General features: G+C 59.9%; 16 protein-coding genes and 1 pseudogene. 10 read left to right on the top strand and 7 right to left on the bottom strand.

Going from position 1 to position 19,111, the window contains the following annotated elements; translation table 11 throughout:
- Positions 1-106 precede the first annotated feature (106 nt).
- Both GE543_RS08390 and GE543_RS08395 read left to right on the top strand, forming a co-directional pair.
- Positions 107-1,558 (top strand): sodium:alanine symporter family protein, encoded by a 1,452-nt coding sequence (locus GE543_RS08390; protein ID WP_046237614.1) that lies wholly within the window; start codon positions 107-109, stop codon positions 1,556-1,558.
- A gap of 29 nt (positions 1,559-1,587) precedes the next feature.
- Complete coding sequence (locus tag GE543_RS08395; protein WP_153221198.1) at positions 1,588-2,592, top strand: asparaginase; 1,005 nt, start codon at positions 1,588-1,590, stop codon at positions 2,590-2,592.
- A 55-nt stretch (positions 2,593-2,647) separates the two neighbouring features.
- Here the strand turns inward: GE543_RS08395 and GE543_RS08400 are convergent, their stop codons facing one another.
- The 3 genes from GE543_RS08400 to GE543_RS08410 form a co-directional block, all read right to left on the bottom strand.
- A complete protein-coding gene (locus GE543_RS08400) occupies positions 2,648-3,535 on the bottom strand; it encodes a bestrophin family protein (RefSeq protein WP_153221199.1) in 888 nt (295 codons plus the stop codon).
- Between the two features lie 119 nt (positions 3,536-3,654).
- Positions 3,655-4,866: a YeeE/YedE family protein gene (locus tag GE543_RS08405; RefSeq protein WP_153221200.1), complete on the bottom strand. Its 1,212-nt coding sequence runs from the start codon at positions 4,864-4,866 to the stop codon at positions 3,655-3,657.
- A gap of 54 nt (positions 4,867-4,920) precedes the next feature.
- Positions 4,921-6,483, bottom strand: a complete 1,563-nt coding sequence (locus tag GE543_RS08410; protein ID WP_153221201.1) for a PLP-dependent aminotransferase family protein — start codon at positions 6,481-6,483, stop codon at positions 4,921-4,923.
- Between the two features lie 89 nt (positions 6,484-6,572).
- Here GE543_RS08410 and GE543_RS08415 point away from each other — a divergent pair, with 89 nt between their 5' ends.
- The 3 genes from GE543_RS08415 to GE543_RS08425 are packed head-to-tail and all read left to right on the top strand — an operon-like array spanning position 6,573 to position 8,338.
- Entirely contained in the window at positions 6,573-7,211 is a 639-nt protein-coding gene (locus tag GE543_RS08415) for an FMN-binding negative transcriptional regulator (protein ID WP_153221202.1), read from the top strand.
- A complete protein-coding gene (locus tag GE543_RS08420) occupies positions 7,208-7,654 on the top strand; it encodes a GNAT family N-acetyltransferase (RefSeq protein WP_046271304.1) in 447 nt (148 codons plus the stop codon). Before GE543_RS08415 ends, GE543_RS08420 begins: the two co-directional genes overlap by 4 nt.
- Before the next feature lie 15 nt (positions 7,655-7,669).
- On the top strand, positions 7,670-8,338 hold the full coding sequence (locus GE543_RS08425; RefSeq protein WP_153221203.1) for a GNAT family N-acetyltransferase: 669 nt from the start codon (positions 7,670-7,672) through the stop codon (positions 8,336-8,338).
- A 201-nt stretch (positions 8,339-8,539) separates the two neighbouring features.
- Here GE543_RS08425 and oadA read toward each other — a convergent pair whose 3' ends face one another.
- Together oadA and GE543_RS08440 are read right to left on the bottom strand one after the other, a co-directional pair.
- Positions 8,540-10,348: a sodium-extruding oxaloacetate decarboxylase subunit alpha gene (gene oadA / locus GE543_RS08435; protein ID WP_153221204.1), complete on the bottom strand. Its 1,809-nt coding sequence runs from the start codon at positions 10,346-10,348 to the stop codon at positions 8,540-8,542.
- A gap of 100 nt (positions 10,349-10,448) precedes the next feature.
- Entirely contained in the window at positions 10,449-11,864 is a 1,416-nt protein-coding gene (locus GE543_RS08440; protein WP_003401293.1) for an acetyl-CoA carboxylase biotin carboxylase subunit, read from the bottom strand.
- A gap of 160 nt (positions 11,865-12,024) precedes the next feature.
- Here GE543_RS08440 and GE543_RS08445 point away from each other — a divergent pair.
- Positions 12,025-12,976: pseudogene (locus GE543_RS08445) on the top strand (LysR family transcriptional regulator).
- Here GE543_RS08445 and GE543_RS08450 read toward each other — a convergent pair.
- A complete protein-coding gene (locus GE543_RS08450; RefSeq protein ID WP_003316061.1) occupies positions 12,930-13,115 on the bottom strand; it encodes a PA3496 family putative envelope integrity protein in 186 nt (61 codons plus the stop codon). The pseudogene GE543_RS08445 and the gene GE543_RS08450 overlap by 47 nt on opposite strands.
- Before the next feature lie 257 nt (positions 13,116-13,372).
- On the opposite strand from GE543_RS08450, the gene GE543_RS08455 reads away from it, so the two are divergent.
- Positions 13,373-13,687 (top strand): hypothetical protein, encoded by a 315-nt coding sequence (locus GE543_RS08455; RefSeq protein ID WP_046237606.1) that lies wholly within the window; start codon positions 13,373-13,375, stop codon positions 13,685-13,687.
- Between the two features lie 80 nt (positions 13,688-13,767).
- On the opposite strand, the gene hexR is transcribed toward GE543_RS08455, so the two are convergent.
- Complete coding sequence (gene hexR, locus GE543_RS08460) at positions 13,768-14,634, bottom strand: transcriptional regulator HexR (protein ID WP_153221206.1); 867 nt, start codon at positions 14,632-14,634, stop codon at positions 13,768-13,770.
- Between the two features lie 308 nt (positions 14,635-14,942).
- Between hexR and uvrD the strand changes: the two genes are divergently transcribed.
- From uvrD to GE543_RS08475, 3 genes are all read left to right on the top strand, one after another.
- On the top strand, positions 14,943-17,126 hold the full coding sequence (uvrD, locus tag GE543_RS08465; RefSeq protein ID WP_153221207.1) for a DNA helicase II: 2,184 nt from the start codon (positions 14,943-14,945) through the stop codon (positions 17,124-17,126).
- Between the two features lie 573 nt (positions 17,127-17,699).
- Positions 17,700-18,545 carry a Tim44 domain-containing protein gene (locus GE543_RS08470; RefSeq protein WP_046236540.1) on the top strand — a complete coding sequence of 282 codons (846 nt, stop codon included), beginning with the start codon at positions 17,700-17,702 and terminating at the stop codon, positions 18,543-18,545.
- 130 nt (positions 18,546-18,675) lie between these two features.
- Positions 18,676-19,083, top strand: a complete 408-nt coding sequence (locus GE543_RS08475; RefSeq protein WP_003316056.1) for an SMI1/KNR4 family protein — start codon at positions 18,676-18,678, stop codon at positions 19,081-19,083.
- Positions 19,084-19,111: the final 28 nt, after the last annotated feature.

Genomic DNA, 19,111 nt, shown 5'->3' on the forward strand with positions numbered 1-19,111 from the left:
TTCATCGTCGCGAATGAAGAATCAGCCGTACAAGAAAGCGACTACAGACGTAAAAACTTTGCACCGGTATAGTGCGCCCCCTCAAAAGTAGCGAGGAATAACAAAAATGCTGGAAATGATTAACGACTTTCTCTCCGGTAAGGTACTGATCGTACTTATCGTAGGCCTGGGTAGTTACTTCACGATCCGCTCGCGTTTCGTTCAGTTTCGACACTTTTTCCACATGTTCTCGGTTTTTCGCGACAGTCTGCGCAGCAGCGCCGGCCAGTTGAGTTCGTTTCAGGCCCTGATGCTCAGCCTTGCGGGCCGCGTCGGTGCCGGTAACATTGCAGGCGTCGGCATTGCCGTCACGCTCGGCGGTCCGGGTGCCGTGTTCTGGATGTGGGTGACCGCACTGGTCGGCATGGCCAGCAGCTTCATCGAGTGCTCACTCGCTCAGCTGTACAAACGCAAGGATTCCGAAGGCCAGTTCCGTGGCGGTCCGGCGTTCTATATTCAGTACGGCCTGGGCAAGCGCTGGCTGGGCATGGTCATGGCGGTATTGCTGCTGGTGACCTTCGGTTTTGCCTTCAACGGCCTGCAATCGCACGCGGTGACCGACTCGCTGAAAAGCGCGTTCAACGTCGACACCCGCACCACCGGCATCTGCCTGGTCGTGCTGCTGGGCCTGGCCTTCGTCGGCGGCATCAAGCGTATCGCGGCTATTTCCGACCTGCTGGTTCCGGTCAAGACCCTGATCTATATCGCGGTCACCATCTACGTCATCGCCCTGCAGATCGACCACGTTCCCGGCATGCTGATGACCATCGTCAAAAGCGCCTTCGGCCTTGATCCGGTATTCGGCGGCCTGATCGGCAGCGCGATCGTGATGGGCGTCAAGCGTGGCGTCTTCGCCAACGAAGCCGGTCTGGGTAGTGCGCCCAACGTGGCTGCCGTGGCACAGGTCGAGCACCCGGTGGCACAGGGCGTGGTTCAGGCATTCAGCGTGTTCCTCGATACCTTCGTAATCTGCACCTGCACCGCCTTGCTGATTCTTCTGTCCGGTATCTACGATATCGGCTACGACGGCAACGGTATCGTTCTGGCACAGAACTCGCTGGCAGCCGTGGTCGGTGACTGGGGCAGAGTCTTCATCAGCGTAGCGCTGGCACTGTTCGTCTTCACCTCGATTCTCTACAACTACTACCTGGGCGAAAACAGCCTGCGGTTCCTGTTTGGCGAGAAGATCCAGACCATCATCATCTACCGCATCGCGGTGCTGGTACTGATCATGTGGGGTGCAGTCGTCGACCTGAAGGATGTCCTGGCGTTCGCCGACATCACCATGACCATGCTGGCGTTCGTCAACCTGATCGCCCTCGCAATGCTGTTCAAAGTCGTCAAGCGCATTTTGAATGACTACGATGCGCAACGTCGGGCCGGGGTCAAGACGCCGGTGTTCGATTCCAGCCAGTTCCCTGATCTGGACCTGGACCGCAATGCATGGCCGGCCAATCCGACCCGTCAGTCGACACAGGATGCCGAAGCGGCAGCCAAGTCTGTACCCGAAGCACGATAATCACCGCGACACTACGCCGGAGAAGAGCCATGCCGCATGACGCACAACAACCCGCACAACGCGTGATGGTTCTTTACACCGGCGGCACCATCGGCATGCAGGCCAGCGCCAACGGCCTGGCACCGGCCTCCGGTTTCGAGGCGCGAATGGCCGGGCAACTGGCCGAGCATCCGGAACTGGTAGTGCCGCAGTGGCGCTTTCGCGAGATGTCGCCGCTGATCGACAGCGCCAACATGACCCCTTCCTACTGGTTGCGCCTGCGTGAGGCCGTGATCGAGGCGGTGGAAGTCGAAGGCTGCGATGCGGTGCTGGTCCTGCATGGCACCGACACCCTGGCGTACAGCGCAGCGGCGATGTGTTTCCAGTTGTTGGGGTTCAGTGCGCCGGTGCTGTTCACCGGGTCGATGCTGCCTGCCGGCGTGCAGGACAGCGATGCCTGGGAAAACGTCAACGGCGCCCTGCTGGCGCTGGGTTCGGGTCTGGTGTCAGGCGTGCAGCTGTATTTTCACGGGCAACTGATGACACCCGTACGCTGCGCGAAAATTCGCAGCTTCGGTCGTCAGCCGTTCGCACCGCTGCAACGCTCGCGTGGCGGCCATGCGGTGGTTTCGCTCCCTGACGCACTGAACTATCGCCAGACCAAGACACTGGCAGAGGTGGCGGTATTGCCGCTGTTTCCCGGTGTCGGTGCTGCCCAGCTGGACGGTCTGATCAACAGTGGTATCCGCGGTCTGGTGCTCGAATGCTTCGGCAGCGGCACCGGCCCGAGTGACGATCCGCAATTTCTGGCCAGTCTGGAGAACGCACGAGCGCTGGGTATCTGTGTGGTCGCGATTACCCAGTGCCATGAGGGCGGTGTCGAGCTGGATGTCTACGAAGCGGGCAGCCGTCTGCGCGGTGCAGGCGTGCTCTCCGGTGGTGGCATGACCCGTGAAGCAGCGCTGGGCAAACTGCATGCGCTGCTGGGCGCAGACCTGACGACCGAGGAAGTACGGCGCCTGGTCGAACTGGACCTGTGCGGCGAGCTGCGTTAAGCGGCTGCCTCTGCTTTACCCGAGGCGTCACGCAATCGCGCGACGCCTCACCCCTTCATGAAGCCTTGCATTCCTCCTGCGCGCCCCTGAGCATCGAATCCAGATTGCGCTCGATGTTTTCGCACAACGCCGTCATCTGAATCTCATGTTCACTGGCACGGAACGGGCTCTGCAGGTCAGTACCGATCTTCTCGATCGCCAACAGCATGAAACCCACCACTGTCGACGCCAGAGGCGTGAACCAGCCAAGGGTCTCCACCAGGCCAATCGGTACGATCAGGCAGAACAGCGTGATGAACAGGCGCGGAAAGGCCACGTACGGATAAGGCAACGGTGTATTGGCAATACGCTCCATGCCACCCTGGCAATTGGAGATATCCACCATGGTCGACTCCAGACGCGCCAGACGAATGCTGTCCAGCCGCCCGGCCTGATACTCCTTGGCCAATAGCGCAGCCGACGTATTGAGCAGGTCGTTAGGGAAGTTATTGGTGTCGTTACGACGTTCAAATTCCTCGCGAGGAATCAGCATCTGAACCTCATCACCACACTTGGCGCCCTTCAGGTGCGCAGACAGGCACTTCACATACGCGACATGGCGACGCAACAGTGTGGCCTTGACCGGGTTGATCCCGTCGTCATCCTCGACCAGCGTCAGCACTTGCCGAGCGAAACTGCGTGAACTGTTGACCAGCGCGCCCCATAGCGTCCGGGCTTCCCACCAGCGGTTATAGGCACTTGAATTGCGGAAGCTGGTCAGCACCACCAGCGCCGAGCCCAGCAGGGTCAACGGCATGGACGGCAAGGTGATCTTGCGCTCCAGGTAGAGCATGAAGTCGACGGTGACAATCACGTCCCAGATCAACAGCCAGAAAAGCGACCATCCTACATAGCCGATGGTCTTGCCGAGAAAACGGATTTTCGAAATGATCGTTTGCTGCAAAAGAACCACCCCATCGAAAAATAAGCGAACCGCATACGCACAGTTACCGCATGGCCTTTGAATACGAAACCGGCAGTTGGTTCGCAAGCGGCCCGCTTATCTCGGGGGATTAGACGTTTTCAGCAGCCATTAAGAGCCACCTGCGGACGCTCGCCGGTGAAGAAAATCGGCCGCAGGCGGACACCAACGACGTTGCCGGCGTAGGCCGCTATCAGCCACAGCCAGCCGTGCAGGCTGCCGGATGCGATACCACTGAAGTACGCACCGATGTTGCAGCCGTAGGCCAGGCGCGAGCCGTAGCCCAGCAGCAAGCCGCCGATGACCGCCGCCACCAGCGAGCGCGTGGGGATCTCGAGGCTGGGTGCAAAACGACCTGCCAGACCTGCAGCCAGCAAGGCACCGAGCATGATGCCGATGTCCATCACACTGGTGATGTCTTCCCACACCGGAGCCGCCAGCGCCTTGGCGTTCGCAGCGCTTTGCCAGAACACCCAACTGCCGACGTCCACGCCCAGCCCGCTGGCCGCTTTCGCGCCCCACAGCGCGAACGCCGAGGTGATGCCCCACGGACGACCGGCCAAGGCCAACGTTGCGTAATTGAGCAGCGCCAGCGCGACAGCGCCCCAGACCAGAACCCACGGCCCGCGCAGCACGCGACTCAGGCCGCGATGATCCGTGACTGGCGGCGCTTCAAGCTGGCCATGACGGCGCTTTTCGAGCTTGACGGTCACCAGCGCGATCAAGCCGAACAGCGCCAGATTGACCAGCAGCGCAGGCAGCACGCCGAAGGTCTTGACCACCGACACCGCCGGGAACGAAGGCAGGGCAAACCACCAGTCGACGTGATGGGTGGCAATCAGCGAGCCGAGGATGAAAAACAGCAGCGTCACCAGCATCCGCGCATTGCCACCACCGGCAGTGAACAATGTGCCGGACGCACAGCCGCCACCCAGCTGCATGCCGATGCCGAAAATGAACGCGCCGACGACGACCGAAATCCCGACCGGGGCAACCAGGCCAGTGACTGGCTGGCCGAACAGAGTGCCCGCACCGAGTGCCGGGAAAAACAGCACCACAGCGACCGCCAGCATGACCATTTGCGCACGCAGGCCAGCACCCCGCCGCTCGCGGATGAACACCCGCCACGCCGAGGTGAAACCAAATGCCGCGTGATACAGCGTTACGCCCAACGCCGCGCCGACGATCCACAGCATTACCTGGCGGGTGCCGACACTGAGCAGAAGGAACTGGGCGCCCATCAGCAGCAGGAACAGCGCGGCCAGCGGCGCGCCGAACTTGCGTCCGGGTGTTGCAGTAAGAGAGTTGTTCATGGGTATCTCAAGGACAGGTAACAGAAAGCGCAGATTATACGCCTGCCAACGGGACTACTCGGACCAGACCTCGCGCAGCCTGTTCAATGCCTCGACCATCTCGTCCTCGGGCACTGCGGCAAACCCAAGCACCAGCCCGGCGCGGTTATCCACAGGCTCGGTGGGATCAGGCAGCCAGTAATCACTCAGGGCATTCATTTCGACCCCGACGCCATTGGCCTTGGCAATCAGCGCCTGCTCACGCGCCACGCTGTCGAGCTTGACCATGACATGCAGCCCGGCAACCACTCTGGGCATTGCCGCGCATCCCGGAATATCGGCCGGCCAGTTATCCAGCAGCACATTGCGACGACTGAGCGCCGCGCGGCGCATGCGACGTATGTGTCGCTGGAAATGACCCGACGCAATGAATTGCGCCATGACCGCCTGAACCCCTACTTCGGTATGACGCATGTCCACGGCCTTGCGCTGACTGAACACCGGCACCAGTGGCTCTGGCAAAACCAGATACCCGAGGCGCAGCGCGGGAAAGGCGATTTTGCCGAACGTCCCGACGTAGAGCACACGCGCGTTGCGGTCGAGCGCAGCCAAGGGCGCCAAGGGTGAACCGCTGTAGCGATACTCACCGTCGTAATCATCCTCGACAATCCAGCCCTGGTGTTTCTCGGCCCAGGCCAGCAATTCCAGACGCCGCGCCAGGCTCATCACCACGCCGGTCGGGTATTGGTGCGAAGGCGTCACGTAGGCCAGCCGGCAGTCTGCCTGCTCAAGGTCTGCGCAACGCATGCCGTCGTTATCCACAGCCACGCCGTGCAATCGAGCACCTGCCAGGGCAAACGCATGACCGGCCGCCCGATACCCCGGATTCTCCACGGCGACGCCCTCGCCCGGAGCAAGAAGCAACTGTGCACAAAGGCTGATCGCGTGCTGTGCGCCACTGGTGATCACAATTTGCTCAGCACTGCAATGCAGCCCACGCGATGAGCGCAGGTAGACTGCAATCAGTTCACGTAACCGCGAGTCTCCCGCCGCCGACCCATAACCGAGCTGAGCAAGGTCCGGCTTGCGCCAAAAAGCGGCATACAGCTTGCCCCACAAGGCAAAGGGGAAAAGATCGAACGCCGGTACGCCTACCCGAAAGGCCCGCGGACGACCCGTCGGTGGTTCATGCAGATGATGTTTTTCCAGCAGCGCGAGCACCGGGCTGTGGATAACTTCACAGGAGGAATCTGACGGCATTTCAGCCGCGATTGTGGACAAACCTGTGCATAACCCTGTGGATACAGCTGTGGGTAAGTTGGTGGATAGTTTTTTGCGACCGGTCCGCCGAGGCGCAGCGCCTGGTTCAGAGAGCTGCGCCACATACGTACCGTCGCCGACACGTCCCTCGATGAAACCCTCGGCATACAGCTGGTCGTAGGCCCGGATCACGCTGTTACGGGAGATGCCGAGTGAATGCGCCAAATCGCGACTGGCTGGCAGGCGCGTGCCACTGCTCAGACGCCCATCGAGGACCTGCTGGCGCAACAGGCCATAAAGCTGCTTGCTCAGGCCCTGATTCGGGTCCAGCACGATACCGGTGAGTGTGGACGGAAACGCGACACTGAGATCAGGCATGCATTGGCCCTGTTAAAACGATCAAAAATGGATCTTACATCAGACCAATGCCTTGCCTACGATCCTGTTATCAGCCAAGGACATTCCCCATGTACATCCCTGCCGCTTTCAAGGACAACGACACACCGAGCCTGCACCAGCAGATGGAGCAGACGCGCCTGGCGATTCTGGTCACCGACGGCGCAGAGGGATTGCAGGCAACCCACCTGCCGCTGCTGTTGCGCCGCGATGAAGGTTCGTATGGCACGCTTTACGGGCATCTGGCCAAAGGCAATCCGCAGTGGCAGCAATTGAGCGCCGGCGCCGAAGCACTAGTGATTTTTCCTGGCGGCGATGCCTACGTGAGCCCCTCGTTCTATCCGAGCAAGAGGGAGCACGGCAAGGTCGTACCGACGTGGAATTATGTGGCCGTGCATGCTTATGGGCAGGCCGAGGTTTTTACCGATGCTGCGCAATTGCATCAGTTGCTGACTGACCTGACCCATCGCCATGAATCCGACCGGGCGCAACCCTGGTCCATTGACGATGCGCCGGCGGACTACATCGCAAAAATGCTCGGAGCGATTGTCGGCTTCGCCATTCCGGTACAGCGGCTACAGGGCAAACGTAAACTCAGTCAGAATCGCAGCGCTGCGGACATGGCCGGTGTGCGCGACGGCCTCGCCGCAAGCCAGGATGCAAATGACCAACACGTCGCTCGCTTGATGAGCGAAGGGAGCAGCTCATGACCGATGTGCGTATTCGCCCCGTTAATGTCGACGACCATCACGCGTGGCTGCCTCTGTGGCAGGCCTATCTGCGCTTCTACAACACCGAGCTGGCCGAAGGCGTCAGCGCCATCACCTGGCAACGCCTTGTGGACGCGAACGAACCGACTCACTCGGCGCTCGCCTGGCGGGGTGACGAGGCGGTGGGCATGGTGAATTTCATCTACCATCGCTCCAACTGGAGCATCAACAACGCCTGTTACCTGCAGGATCTGATCGTCGCCCCCGAAAAACGCGGGACAGGCATCGGCAGGCAACTGATCGAGTTTGTCTACGCCACGGCCAAGGCAGACGGTTGCGACAAGGTGCACTGGCTGACCCACGAAACCAACGCCACGGCCATTCAGTTGTACGAGCGAATCGCCGAACGGCCCGGCCTCATACAATTTCGTAAAGCACTCTGAAACAGGAAGTGACTGATGTCCGACACCCTGCTGGACTGGCAAGCCGCTGCAATGCCCACGGCCCATACACTGACAGGCCGTTTCATACGCCTGGAAAAACTCGATGCAGCGCGTCACGCCGATGACTTGTGGGCGGCACTCGAAGGCCCGAATGCGGACCCTAAGCTGTGGGATTATCTGCCCTACGGGCCGTTCAGCGACCGTAGCGCCTTCGATAGATGGCTGGCCGGGCATCAGGCGGCCACCGATCCGTGGTTTTACACCGTGGTCGATCAGCAGACCGATAAGGCCGAAGGCGTCATCAGCCTGATGTCGATCGTCGCTGCCCATGGGCGTATCGAGATAGGTCATGTGACCTTCAGCGCGGCCATGCAACGCACGCCCAAAGGCACCGAAGCCATTTACCTGCTGGCCAGAGAGATTTTCGCACTGGGCTATCGTCGCCTGGAGTGGAAATGCAACGCCAACAACGCCCGCTCCAAACGCGCTGCCGAGCGATTCGGCTTCAGCTACGAAGGCACCTTCCGCCAGCACATGGTGGTCAAAGGCCAGAGCCGGGATACCGAGTGGTATTCGATCCTCGACAGCGAATGGCCTGAGCGGCAGAACGCCTTTGAGCGCTGGCTGGGTGTGGATAACTTCAAAGAAGGGCAACAGATCAAGGGGCTTGAGGCGTTTCGGTGAACAAATGGGCCGGGCTACGCTGGATCAGTATGACGTCCGAATAACCACCATCGTGCGACGCAGAGCGTCGAGAACGGCATTCCCACGCTGGAGCGTGCGGAACGATAGTCGTGACCACTGGCCGCGCCTGCACAGGATAAAAAAAGGGAAGCCACGAGTGCTTCCCTGAGGTAAACCTTTGGAAGATGCGCAGGTGTCAGCTCAACCTTCGATCTCGATCAGCACTTCGCCCGGATTGACGCGGTCGCCCTTGGCGACGTGGATGGCGACGACCTTGCCTGCGACCGACGCCTGAACCTCGGTCTCCATCTTCATCGCTTCAGTGATCAGCACTGCCTGACCGGCCTTGACCACATCGCCCTCCTTGACCAGCACATCGACGATGTTGCCGGGCATGGTCGTGCTGACGTCGCCCGGTGCGTGAGCTTGTTTGCGTTTGCTGGCCCCGCCGCCGACGAATTCGTTGAGCGGCTCGAACACCACCTCTTCCGGCATGCCGTCTATGGTCAGGTAGAAGTGGCGCTTGCCCTCGGCCTTGACGCCCACACCGGTGATGTCGACCCGATAGGTTTCGCCGTGCACATCAATGACGAACTCGGTCGGTACGCCCTCACCGCCTGCCTTCGCCACGCTTCCGGCTTCGGGAATCGGCAGCAGCACTTCCGGCGCCAGTGTCCCGGCTGCACGTTCCTCGAGGAACTTGCGGCCAATGTCCGGGAACATGGCGAACGTCAGCACGTCCTCTTCGGACTTGGCCAGCGCGCCGATATCGGCCCGTAGCTTGGTCATCTCCGGCTTGAGCAGGTCGGCCGGACGCACATCGATCAGTTCTTCATTGCCGATCGCCTGACGACGCAGTTTTTCATCCACCAGACCCGGCGCCTTGCCGTAGCCGCCTTGCAGATAAAGCTTCACTTCATTGGTGATGGTTTTGTAACGCTCCCCGGCCAACACATTGAAGAACGCCTGAGTACCGACGATCTGCGAGGTCGGGGTTACCAGCGGCGGATAGCCGAGGTCTTTGCGCACGCGCGGAATTTCAGCCAGCACTTCGCTCATGCGGTTGAGTGCGCCCTGCTCCTTCAACTGATTGGCCAGGTTGGAAATCATCCCGCCCGGCACCTGATTAACCTGCACCCGAGTGTCGACTGCAGTAAATTCGCTCTCGAACTGATGGTATTTCTTACGCACCGCGTAGAAATACAGACCGATTTCCTGCAGCAGCTCCAGGTCCAGGCCGGTGTCGAATTCGCTGCCCTTGAGCGCAGCCACCATCGATTCGGTGCCCGGATGGCTGGTGCCCCAGGCAAAGCTGGAGATCGCCGTATCGATATGGTCCGCGCCGCTTTCGATCGCCTTGAGCTGACACATCGCGGCCAGACCGGCCGTGTCATGCGAGTGGATGAACACCGGCAGCGACTGCTCGGCCTTCAGCGCCTTGACCAGCTCACCCGTGGCATAAGGCGTCAACAGGCCGGCCATGTCCTTGATCGCCACCGAGTCACAGCCCATGGCTTCCATCTGCCGGGCCTGCGCCACGAAGGCCTCGATGGTGTGCACCGGGCTGGTGGTGTAAGCGATGGTGCCCTGTGCGTGTTTGCCCGCCGCTTTCACCGCCTCGATGGCAACCCGAAGGTTACGCACATCGTTCATGGCATCGAAAATACGGAACACATCAATACCGTTGACCGCCGCCTTGGCGACGAACGCCTTGACCACGTCATCGCTGTAATGCCGATAGCCCAGCAGGTTCTGGCCGCGCAGGAGCATCTGCAACCGGGTATTGGGCAAGGCCGCACGCAGCTGGCGCAGACGTTCCCACGGGTCTTCCTTGAGAAAACGCACGCAGGCATCGAAGGTAGCGCCGCCCCAGACTTCCAGCGACCAGTAGCCGACCTGGTCGAGCTTGTCGCAGATCGGCAGCATGTCTTCGGTACGCATGCGCGTCGCCAGCAACGATTGGTGAGCGTCACGCAGGATGGTGTCGGTTACGAAAATCTTCTTGGTCATGGGTAGTCCTTTCGAGCTGCAAGTTGTCAGCTGCAAGCTTCAAGTAAGAGCGACTCGGCTTTTACTTGCAGCTTGTAGCTTGAAACTTGCAGCTGCTTATTCATAAGCCTGCATGTGCGGCAATGGCGGCGGCGATGGCCAGGGCCAGCTCTTCGGGTTTGCGTTTGATCGAATAATTGGTCAGCTCGGGGTGGCTCTCGACAAAGCTGGTGTTGAACTCACCGCTGCGAAACTCCGGGTTGCGGAGGATTTCCTGGTAATAGGCAGCCGTGGTCTTGACCCCTTGCAGGCGCATGTCATCTAGCGCACGCAGGCCGCGGTCCATGGCCTCTTCCCAGGTCAACGCCCAGACAATCAGCTTCAGGCACATCGAGTCATAGAACGGCGGAATGGTGTAGCCGGTATAGATCGCCGTGTCGGTACGCACGCCAGGCCCGCCGGGCGCGTAATAACGGGTGATCTTGCCGAAGCTGGGCAGGAAGTTGTTCTTCGGGTCCTCGGCGTTGATCCGGAACTGCAGGGCAAAACCGCGATGGATGATGTCTTCCTGCTTGACCGACAACGGCAGACCGGAGGCGATACGGATCTGCTCGCGAACGATATCGATGCCGGTAATTTCTTCGGTGATGGTGTGCTCGACCTGCACACGGGTGTTCATTTCCATGAAGTACACCTCGCCCTCCGCGAGCAGAAACTCCACGGTGCCGGCGTTCTCGTAACCGACTGCCTTGGCCGCACGTACCGAAAGATCGCCGATGTAGGCGCGCTGTTCGGGCGTCAACTGCGGGCTTGGAGCGATTTCGATGAGCTTCTGGTTGCGTCGCTGAATCGAACAGTCGCGCTCGAACAGGTGCACCACGTTGCCGAAGCTGTCGCCCAGAATCTGCGCTTCAATGTGCTTGGGATTGACGATGCACTTCTCAAGAAAGACTTCTGCCGAGCCGAAGGCCTTGGTCGCTTCGGAAATCACGCGCGGGAAGGCCTGCTCGAGTTCTTCGCGGCTGTTGCAGCGACGGATACCCCGTCCACCGCCCCCGGAGGTGGCCTTGAGCATCACCGGGTAACCGATACGCTCGCCCTCGGCCAGCGCCTCGTCGATATCTGCCACGTTGCCTTCAGTACCGGGCGTGACCGGCACACCGGCCTTGATCATGCTGCGCCGGGCCTCGGTCTTGTCCCCCATGCGGCGAATCACTTCTGCGGAGGGACCGATGAATTTGATCCCTCGCTCGGCACAGATATCGGCCAGTTCGGCATTCTCGGAAAGAAAGCCATAGCCGGGATGCAACGCATCGCAGCCGGTTTCCACTGCCAGATTCACCAATTTACGCGGGTTCAGGTAACCCGCCAGAGGTTCGGCACCAATGCTGTAGGCTTCGTCGGCACGTTTGACATGCAAGGCATGCCGGTCCGCTTCGGAAAAGATCGCCACCGAGCGAATGCCCATCTCGGCGCATGCACGCACGATGCGAACGGCAATCTCCCCGCGGTTGGCGATCAGAATTTTTGTTATCACTGGCGTTTCCCTCGACCCACACTTGTAACCGTGTATGTGACTGAATGTCGCAGGGCCACCCTATGCCGAATCGAGGATTAACAAAAATGAGTAAAAGTTGGGAGGTGCATAAGTAAAAGCTTATAGTTGGCGCTTCAGTCGGATCGCGGAGCCGTTATAAATGCGTAAGTCATTGATGCGTATGACATTGCGTCAGCTGCGCATTTTCAATGAAGTGTGCGATCTGCGCTCATACAGCCGCGCGGCCGAAGAGATGTCGCTGACACAACCCGCTGTCAGCCTGCAGATTCGCCAGCTTGAAGAGCTGATCGGCCAGCCGCTGTTCGAATACGTCAGCAAAAAGCTCTACCTGACCGAAGCGGCGCAAGCGCTGCAACAGGCCAGCCGGGATATTTTCGGGCGCCTGGAAAGCCTCGACATGCAGCTTTCCGACATGCAGGGCTCGCTGCAAGGCCAGTTGAAGCTAGCCGTCGAGTCGAGCTGCAAGTACTTCATCCCTCACCTGTTCGCCGCCTTCAAGCGCCAGCACCCGGAAGTCAGCCTGAGCCTGATGGTGGTCAATCGCGCTCAAGTCATCAGACGCCTGGCGGATAACCGCGATGATCTAGTGGTGATGTCGGCAGTGCCGCTGGACATGGGCCTGGAGTTCTTGCCGTTCCTGAATAACCCGATTGTCGCCGTAGCGCCGCCTGACCATCCGCTGAGCAGCCGCGCGACGCTGAACCTGCAAGATCTGGAGCCATGGCCGTTGCTGACCCGGGAAACAGGATCGGGCACGCGTCGGGCCTGCGAGGAGTTTTTCAAGGAGAAGCGCGTGCATTTCACGCAGACGCTGGAAGTGTCCTCCAGCGAAGCACAACGTGAATGCGTGGTAGCCGGGCTGGGCCTGGCGGATGCTGACCCGACACGCAGTCTGCCAGGAACTCGCCACAGGCGCCCTGGTTGAGCTGCCCGTGGCGGAGTTGCCACTGTATCGAAGCTGGTGCGTGGCTCAGGCCGGGGACAAACGCCTTTCACCCGTGGCACATGCGTTTCTTGCGTTCATCCGCACCGAACGTGCGCAGATCAGCCAGCTTGTCGAGCGTTTCGACGGTCGACCGCGGGCAACTTGATCGTCTGCCAGACGGCGTTATCCATGCCATCCATGTAGTCACACAACTCCTGATTGAGCTGACGTGCCTCGCTGTAGCTTTCAATTGCCCGACGAAACTCCATGCGACGCTGATCTTCCTGCTGACGGCGGGTTTTCACGGTGCTGGTAGGTGAATCATCGTAATGCCGAGCCATGTCCTGTCTCCCAATACGTTTTGTGGGAGCACCAGAATGGATCGGGGCAATGACAATCAGGCGGCGGACACATGACAGCTTGGTTAAATTTTGAAACGTGACGGCCGGCCCGGACATGCGGAAAATATATATTTACCGCATCAACGTCGCCCCCTTCATGGAAACTGGCCCCGCAGGACGCAATTCATTCAATCAATGAAGTTATGGCAAGGAGCCAAACAATGACTATCGAAAGCAAAAACTGGCAGGCCCGCGACAGCCGCGTCAGCACTCTTCAGGTTTTCGGGACCGTAACCGTTCCTCAGACGAATTCGGTTCCAGTGCTCGTCAAAAGCGCCAGGCCAGCAGCCTTCAACCATCTGAGTCTGGATCTGATGGTCGAAACCCAGGGCATTGGCCTGCAGGTACTGACCGAGAAAGCAGTTGCTTATACCCAGCCAAGTGGCGCTGACATCACGGGTATCAGCATCTACTACAAGGACGAGTTGCTGGCGTCTATCGATACCGTAGAAGTTCCGATGTTCGCTGCTGAATGACGTAGCCTCTATGGACGCCTGCCAAGTGCCACAGGGTATTTGGCGGGCGTTTTGACGTCGCCGTTCAAATACAAACGGTGTCAGTCTTCGTGGGTCTTGATCGACTTTGGTGACAGGCGCAAGCCGCGCAGGCTGCGCTTGACGCTCTTGAGGTGGTTGACCAGGCCCGGGCCGCGCGCCATGGCGACGCCCATTGCCAGCACATCAATGACCACCAGGTGTGCAATACGGGAAGTCAGCGGCGTGTAGATTTCGGTGTCTTCGTGCACATCGATGGCCAGGTTGACCGACGACAGCTCGGCCAGCGGTGTCTGGCTAGGGCACAGAGTGACCAGCGTCGCGCCGCTCTCGCGAACCAGATTGGCGGTGATCAGCAAATCCTTCGAACGGCCTGACTGCGAAATGCACACCGCGACATCCGTCGGCTTGAGCGTAACGGCCGACATAGCCTGCATGTGCGGATCGGAATACGCCGCAGCGGTCAGCAGCAAACGAAAGAACTTGTGCTGCGCATCGGCGGCTACTGCGCCGGACGCGCCAAACCCGTAGAACTCGACCCGATTGGCACCCGCCATGGCCGTAACTGCCAGTTGCAAAGAATGGGGGTCGAGGTTTTCGCGCACTTCCATGAGCGTGTGCAGCGTAGTGTCGAAAATCTTCAGGCTGTAGTCGGCGACCGAATCGTCTTCGTGAATCGCGAACTGCCCAAAACTTGCGCCCGCTGCAAGGCTCTGCGCCAGCTTGAGCTTGAGATCCTGAAACCCGGTGCAGCCGATGGCGCGACAGAAACGCACGATGGTCGGCTCGCTGATACCGACGCTGTGCGCCAGGTCTGCCATGGAACTGTGCATCACGGCCGCAGGGTCGAGCAGCACATGGTCGGCTACCTTGAGCTCCGATTTGCGCAGCAAATTACGTGACTGGGCGATGTGTTGCAGCAGATTCAAGGGGCAGACTCGGCAAAAGAAGAGATGGGCTGGTTGTAGCTTTCTTGTAGTTATACTACATGACCCGCCAGCCGCCCAGTTAAACGAAGCTGGAACGTGCCGTGCGGGCGTTATCCGCGGCAATTGTGGGAATAATCCTACATTAGGCCCATTCGCCAGTCAGACCCTGCCTGTTCACCCATAAAGGTAGACGCAACGCATTCGCGCCCGACAACAGGCGACGACCGGTCGTCAGCGCCCCCGCTATTTTTATTGGCTGACGCAAAGCATGGTTTGCCCGTCATCGCGCGGCACCCTAGAATGCGCTGATGCGCGATGATCTCTCTCTTCTTCTGAATTCCCTCAACGATGCCCAACGTCAGGCCGTAGCCGCCTCTCTGGGTCGTCAGTTGGTCCTGGCTGGTGCTGGCTCCGGCAAAACCCGTGTGCTGGTGCATCGCATCGCATGGCTGATGCAGGTCGAGCAAGCCTCCCCGCATTCGGTCCTGTCGGTGACGTTCACCAACAAGGCGGCTGCCGAAATGCGCCACCGTATCGAGCAACTGATGGGCATCAGCCCGGCTGGCATGTGGGTGGGCACCTTCCACGGTCTGGCCCATCGACTGCTACGTGCGCACTGGCAGGAAGCCGGGCTGGTACAGACCTTCCAGATTCTCGACAGCGATGACCAGCAGCGTCTGGTAAAGCGCGTGATGCGCGAGCTGGGTCTGGACGAACAACGCTGGCCTGCACGTCAGGCCCAGTGGTTCATCAATGGTCAGAAAGACGAAGGCCTGCGCCCGAAACATATTCAGGCCAGCGGCGACCTGTTCCTGACCACCATGAAAAGCGTCTACGAAGCCTACGAGATCGCCTGCCAGCGGGCCGGCGTCATCGACTTCTCCGAACTGCTGCTGCGCGCACTCGACCTGTGGCGCGATAACCCGGGCTTGCTGGCGCATTATCAGCGCCGCTTCCGTCACGTCCTGGTGGACGAGTTCCAGGACACCAACGCTGTGCAGTACGCCTGGCTGCGCCTGCTCGCCCAGGGGGGCGACAGCCTGATGGTGGTCGGCGACGACGATCAGTCCATTTACGGCTGGCGCGGCGCGAAGATCGAGAACATCCACCAGTATTCCTCGGACTTCCCGGACACCGAAGTCATCCGCCTGGAGCAGAACTACCGCTCCACGGCGAGCATCCTCAAGGCCGCCAACGGCTTGATCATCAATAACAGTGGTCGCCTGGGCAAGGAATTGTGGACCGACGTCGGCGATGGCGAGCTGATCAATCTGTACGCGGCGTTCAACGAGCACGATGAAGCGCGTTACGTGGTCGAGACCATCGAAAGCGCGCTGAAAACCGGTATTTCGCGCAACGACATCGCCATTCTGTACCGCTCCAACGCCCAGTCGCGGGTGCTTGAAGAAGCCCTGCTGCGTGAGCGTATTCCGTACCGCATTTACGGCGGACAGCGCTTCTTCGAACGTGCCGAAATCAAGAACGCCATGGCCTACATGCGCTTGCTGGAAGGCCGTGGCAACGATGCGGCACTGGAGCGGGTGATCAACGTTCCGGCGCGCGGCATCGGCGAAAAGACCGTCGAAGCGATTCGCGAACATGCGCGCCATGCCGATGTGTCCATGTGGGAAGCCATGCGCCTGCTGGTTGCCAACAAGGGCCTGACCGGACGCGCCGCCACGGCCCTGGGCGGTTTCATCGAACTGATCGAGAACCTCGCGGCCAAGGTCATGGAAATGCCGCTGCACCTGATGACCCAGACGGTGATCGAACAGTCCGGGCTGATTACCTATCACGAGCAGGAAAAAGGCGAGAAAGGTCAGGCGCGGGTAGAAAACCTTGAGGAACTGGTCAGCGCTGCCCGTGCTTTCGAGAATCACGAAAGCGAAGAAGACCTGACGCCACTGGCAGCGTTTTTGGGGCATGTCTCGCTGGAAGCGGGCGACACCCAGGCGCAGGAGCATGAAGACAGCATTCAGCTGATGACCCTGCACAGCGCCAAGGGCCTGGAATTCCCGCACGTGTTCCTGGTAGGCATGGAGGAAGGGCTGTTCCCGCACAAGATGAGTCTGGAAGAACCGGGCCGTCTTGAAGAGGAGCGGCGTCTGGCCTATGTCGGCATCACCCGGGCCATGAAACAGCTGGTGATGACCTATGCCGAAACGCGTCGTCTGTACGGCAGCGAAACCTACAATAAGGTCTCGCGTTTCGTACGCGAGATCCCGCCGGCGCTGATTCAGGAAGTCCGGTTGTCCAACAGCGTCAACCGTCCGTTCGGCGGCACGCCGAAATTCAACAGCAGCAGTCTGTTCAACGGCACCGGCATTCCGGAAACCGAGTTCACCATGGGCCAGCGTGTCCAGCATGCGGTGTTCGGCGAAGGCGTGATCCTCAACTTCGAAGGCGCTGGCGCCCAGGCCCGGGTGCAGGTCAACTTCCCCGAGGGCAGCAAGTGGCTGATGATGGGCTACGCGAAGCTGGTACCGTTGTAGGATTCCGGGTTTGGGAAACGGTGCTCATACCACCATAGTTCCTGCTCCCCCGCTCAGCGTCATACACAAGTACGACTGAGGCATGCCTCTAAAGCGCTTTTCAACCGCGCTGGCACAGACGACGCAGAATGCGACGTAAGTGACGGCTGAGTTCTGGCGCTGATTCGGGGGTAGCCTGGCAGGACGCCAGGCTAGCCGCACCGCGCCATGGATGGCGCGTTGCGGCGCCCCCCGGATCAGTGACAGGGCGAAGGAACCCGACGAAGTCGGGCCGGAAACGGAGCCAGGGGCTTTGGTCACTTTGGCCCCTTCAAAGTGACTCGCCGAGGGGCGAAAAGGTGATCTGAGCCGTGCGCCAATCCACCTGACATCGCAGAACCGCTGTGTGACGCGGAGCGTGGGAACGATAGTCACGCCGTAGCGTGAGGAACGATAATCCTCGTACACATCTTACGAAGCGCGTAGAAAAGTCCTACGCTGTTTATGTAAAAGTCCGAAACACTAACGCGCTGGTCATGTCGCCATCCGCTGTGCAACATGGCGCGCGTGCAATCACAAAACGGGAATACCCTTATGCAACGTTTTCTAAGCATCGCGATGGCGCTGTGCATCGGGCTCACCATGAGCCTGGATGTGAACGCCGCGCGCTTCGGTGGCGGCAAGAGCATGGGCTCGGCGCCTACGCATCAGACACGTCAGGCCGCGCCTTCCACACCTGCGGCGGCGCCTAACGCTGCGGGTCGTCCTGCCGCTGCGGCAAGCGGTGCTTCGCGCTGGCTGGGCCCATTGGCCGGTATTGCTGCCGGTGGCCTGCTGGCATCGATGTTCATGGGTGACGGCTTCAACGGCCTGCAACTGTTCGACATCCTGATCATGGGCCTCATCGCCTTTCTGATCTTCCGCTTCATCGCGCGTCGTCGTCAGCAGCAACAGCCGAAAATGGCCGCTGCCGGTGCGCCGCCGTACCAGCGCGAAACCAGCCAGCCTGCGCAGAACCCGATCTTCGGCAGTTCTTCCCCGGCCTCCGCTGCGCCAGTGATCAATGCACCTGCCTGGTTCAATGAACAGCGCTTCCTGGACGCTGCTCGCGGCCACTTCCAGTCGCTGCAGCAGCACTGGGACGCCAACGAGATGGACAAGATCGCCGAGTTCGTCACCCCGCAAATGCTGCAGTTCCTGAAAAAGGAACGTGCGGACCTGGGCGACGGCTTCCAGTCGACCTTCATCGAAAACCTTCAGGTCCAGCTGGACGGTGTGGATGATCGTGCCGACAAGACCATCGCCACGCTGACGTTCTCGGGCGTGTCCAAGACGTCGCGTTTCGACCAGGGCGAAGTGTTCAGCGAAAGCTGGAACATGGAACGCCCGCAAGGCGATAACCAGCCCTGGCTGGTGGCAGGAATTCGCCAGAACGGTTGAACCAGAACCCGTTCTCGCGTTCAGAACCCCGGACATGTCCGGGGTTTTTGTTTATCCGTTCGGATAGTTATTTTGAGAAAGGCTTTACGCTACTGTATAACCCGCGCCATCAAGTGAGAGGATCTGTGTCGTGGAAGAAGTCATTGAACAACTGCGTGAAGCAAATGAACCGGTTCCGGTTCCGCTTGAGCTGCCTGACGAAGACCAGCTGGTCGAGATCGAGGAACAGCTGTTCATCAACATTCCGTTTGTCTTCAAGGAATTTCTCCTGACAGTCAGCGATGTGGTGTACGGCAGCCTTGAACCCGTCACCGTGACCGACCCGCAGTCGCACACTTACCTGCCAGACGTGGCCGCCACGGCATGGGATCTGGGCGTGCCACGCGAGCTGATCCCGATCTGTCAGGACGGTGACGACTACTACTGCGTCGAGGAAGACGGCACTGTATTGCTGTGGTCCGCCGAGGAAGAACTGGTCACCGAAGACAGCTGGGAATCGGTCTGGCACTGGGCTCGGGATGTCTGGCTGGAAAGCTGAGACACCTCTGCTGCGCAGTATTCAAGAA

The sequence above is a fragment of the Pseudomonas sp. SZ57 genome (assembly GCF_009495975.1).
Classification (GTDB): domain Bacteria; phylum Pseudomonadota; class Gammaproteobacteria; order Pseudomonadales; family Pseudomonadaceae; genus Aquipseudomonas; species Aquipseudomonas syringae.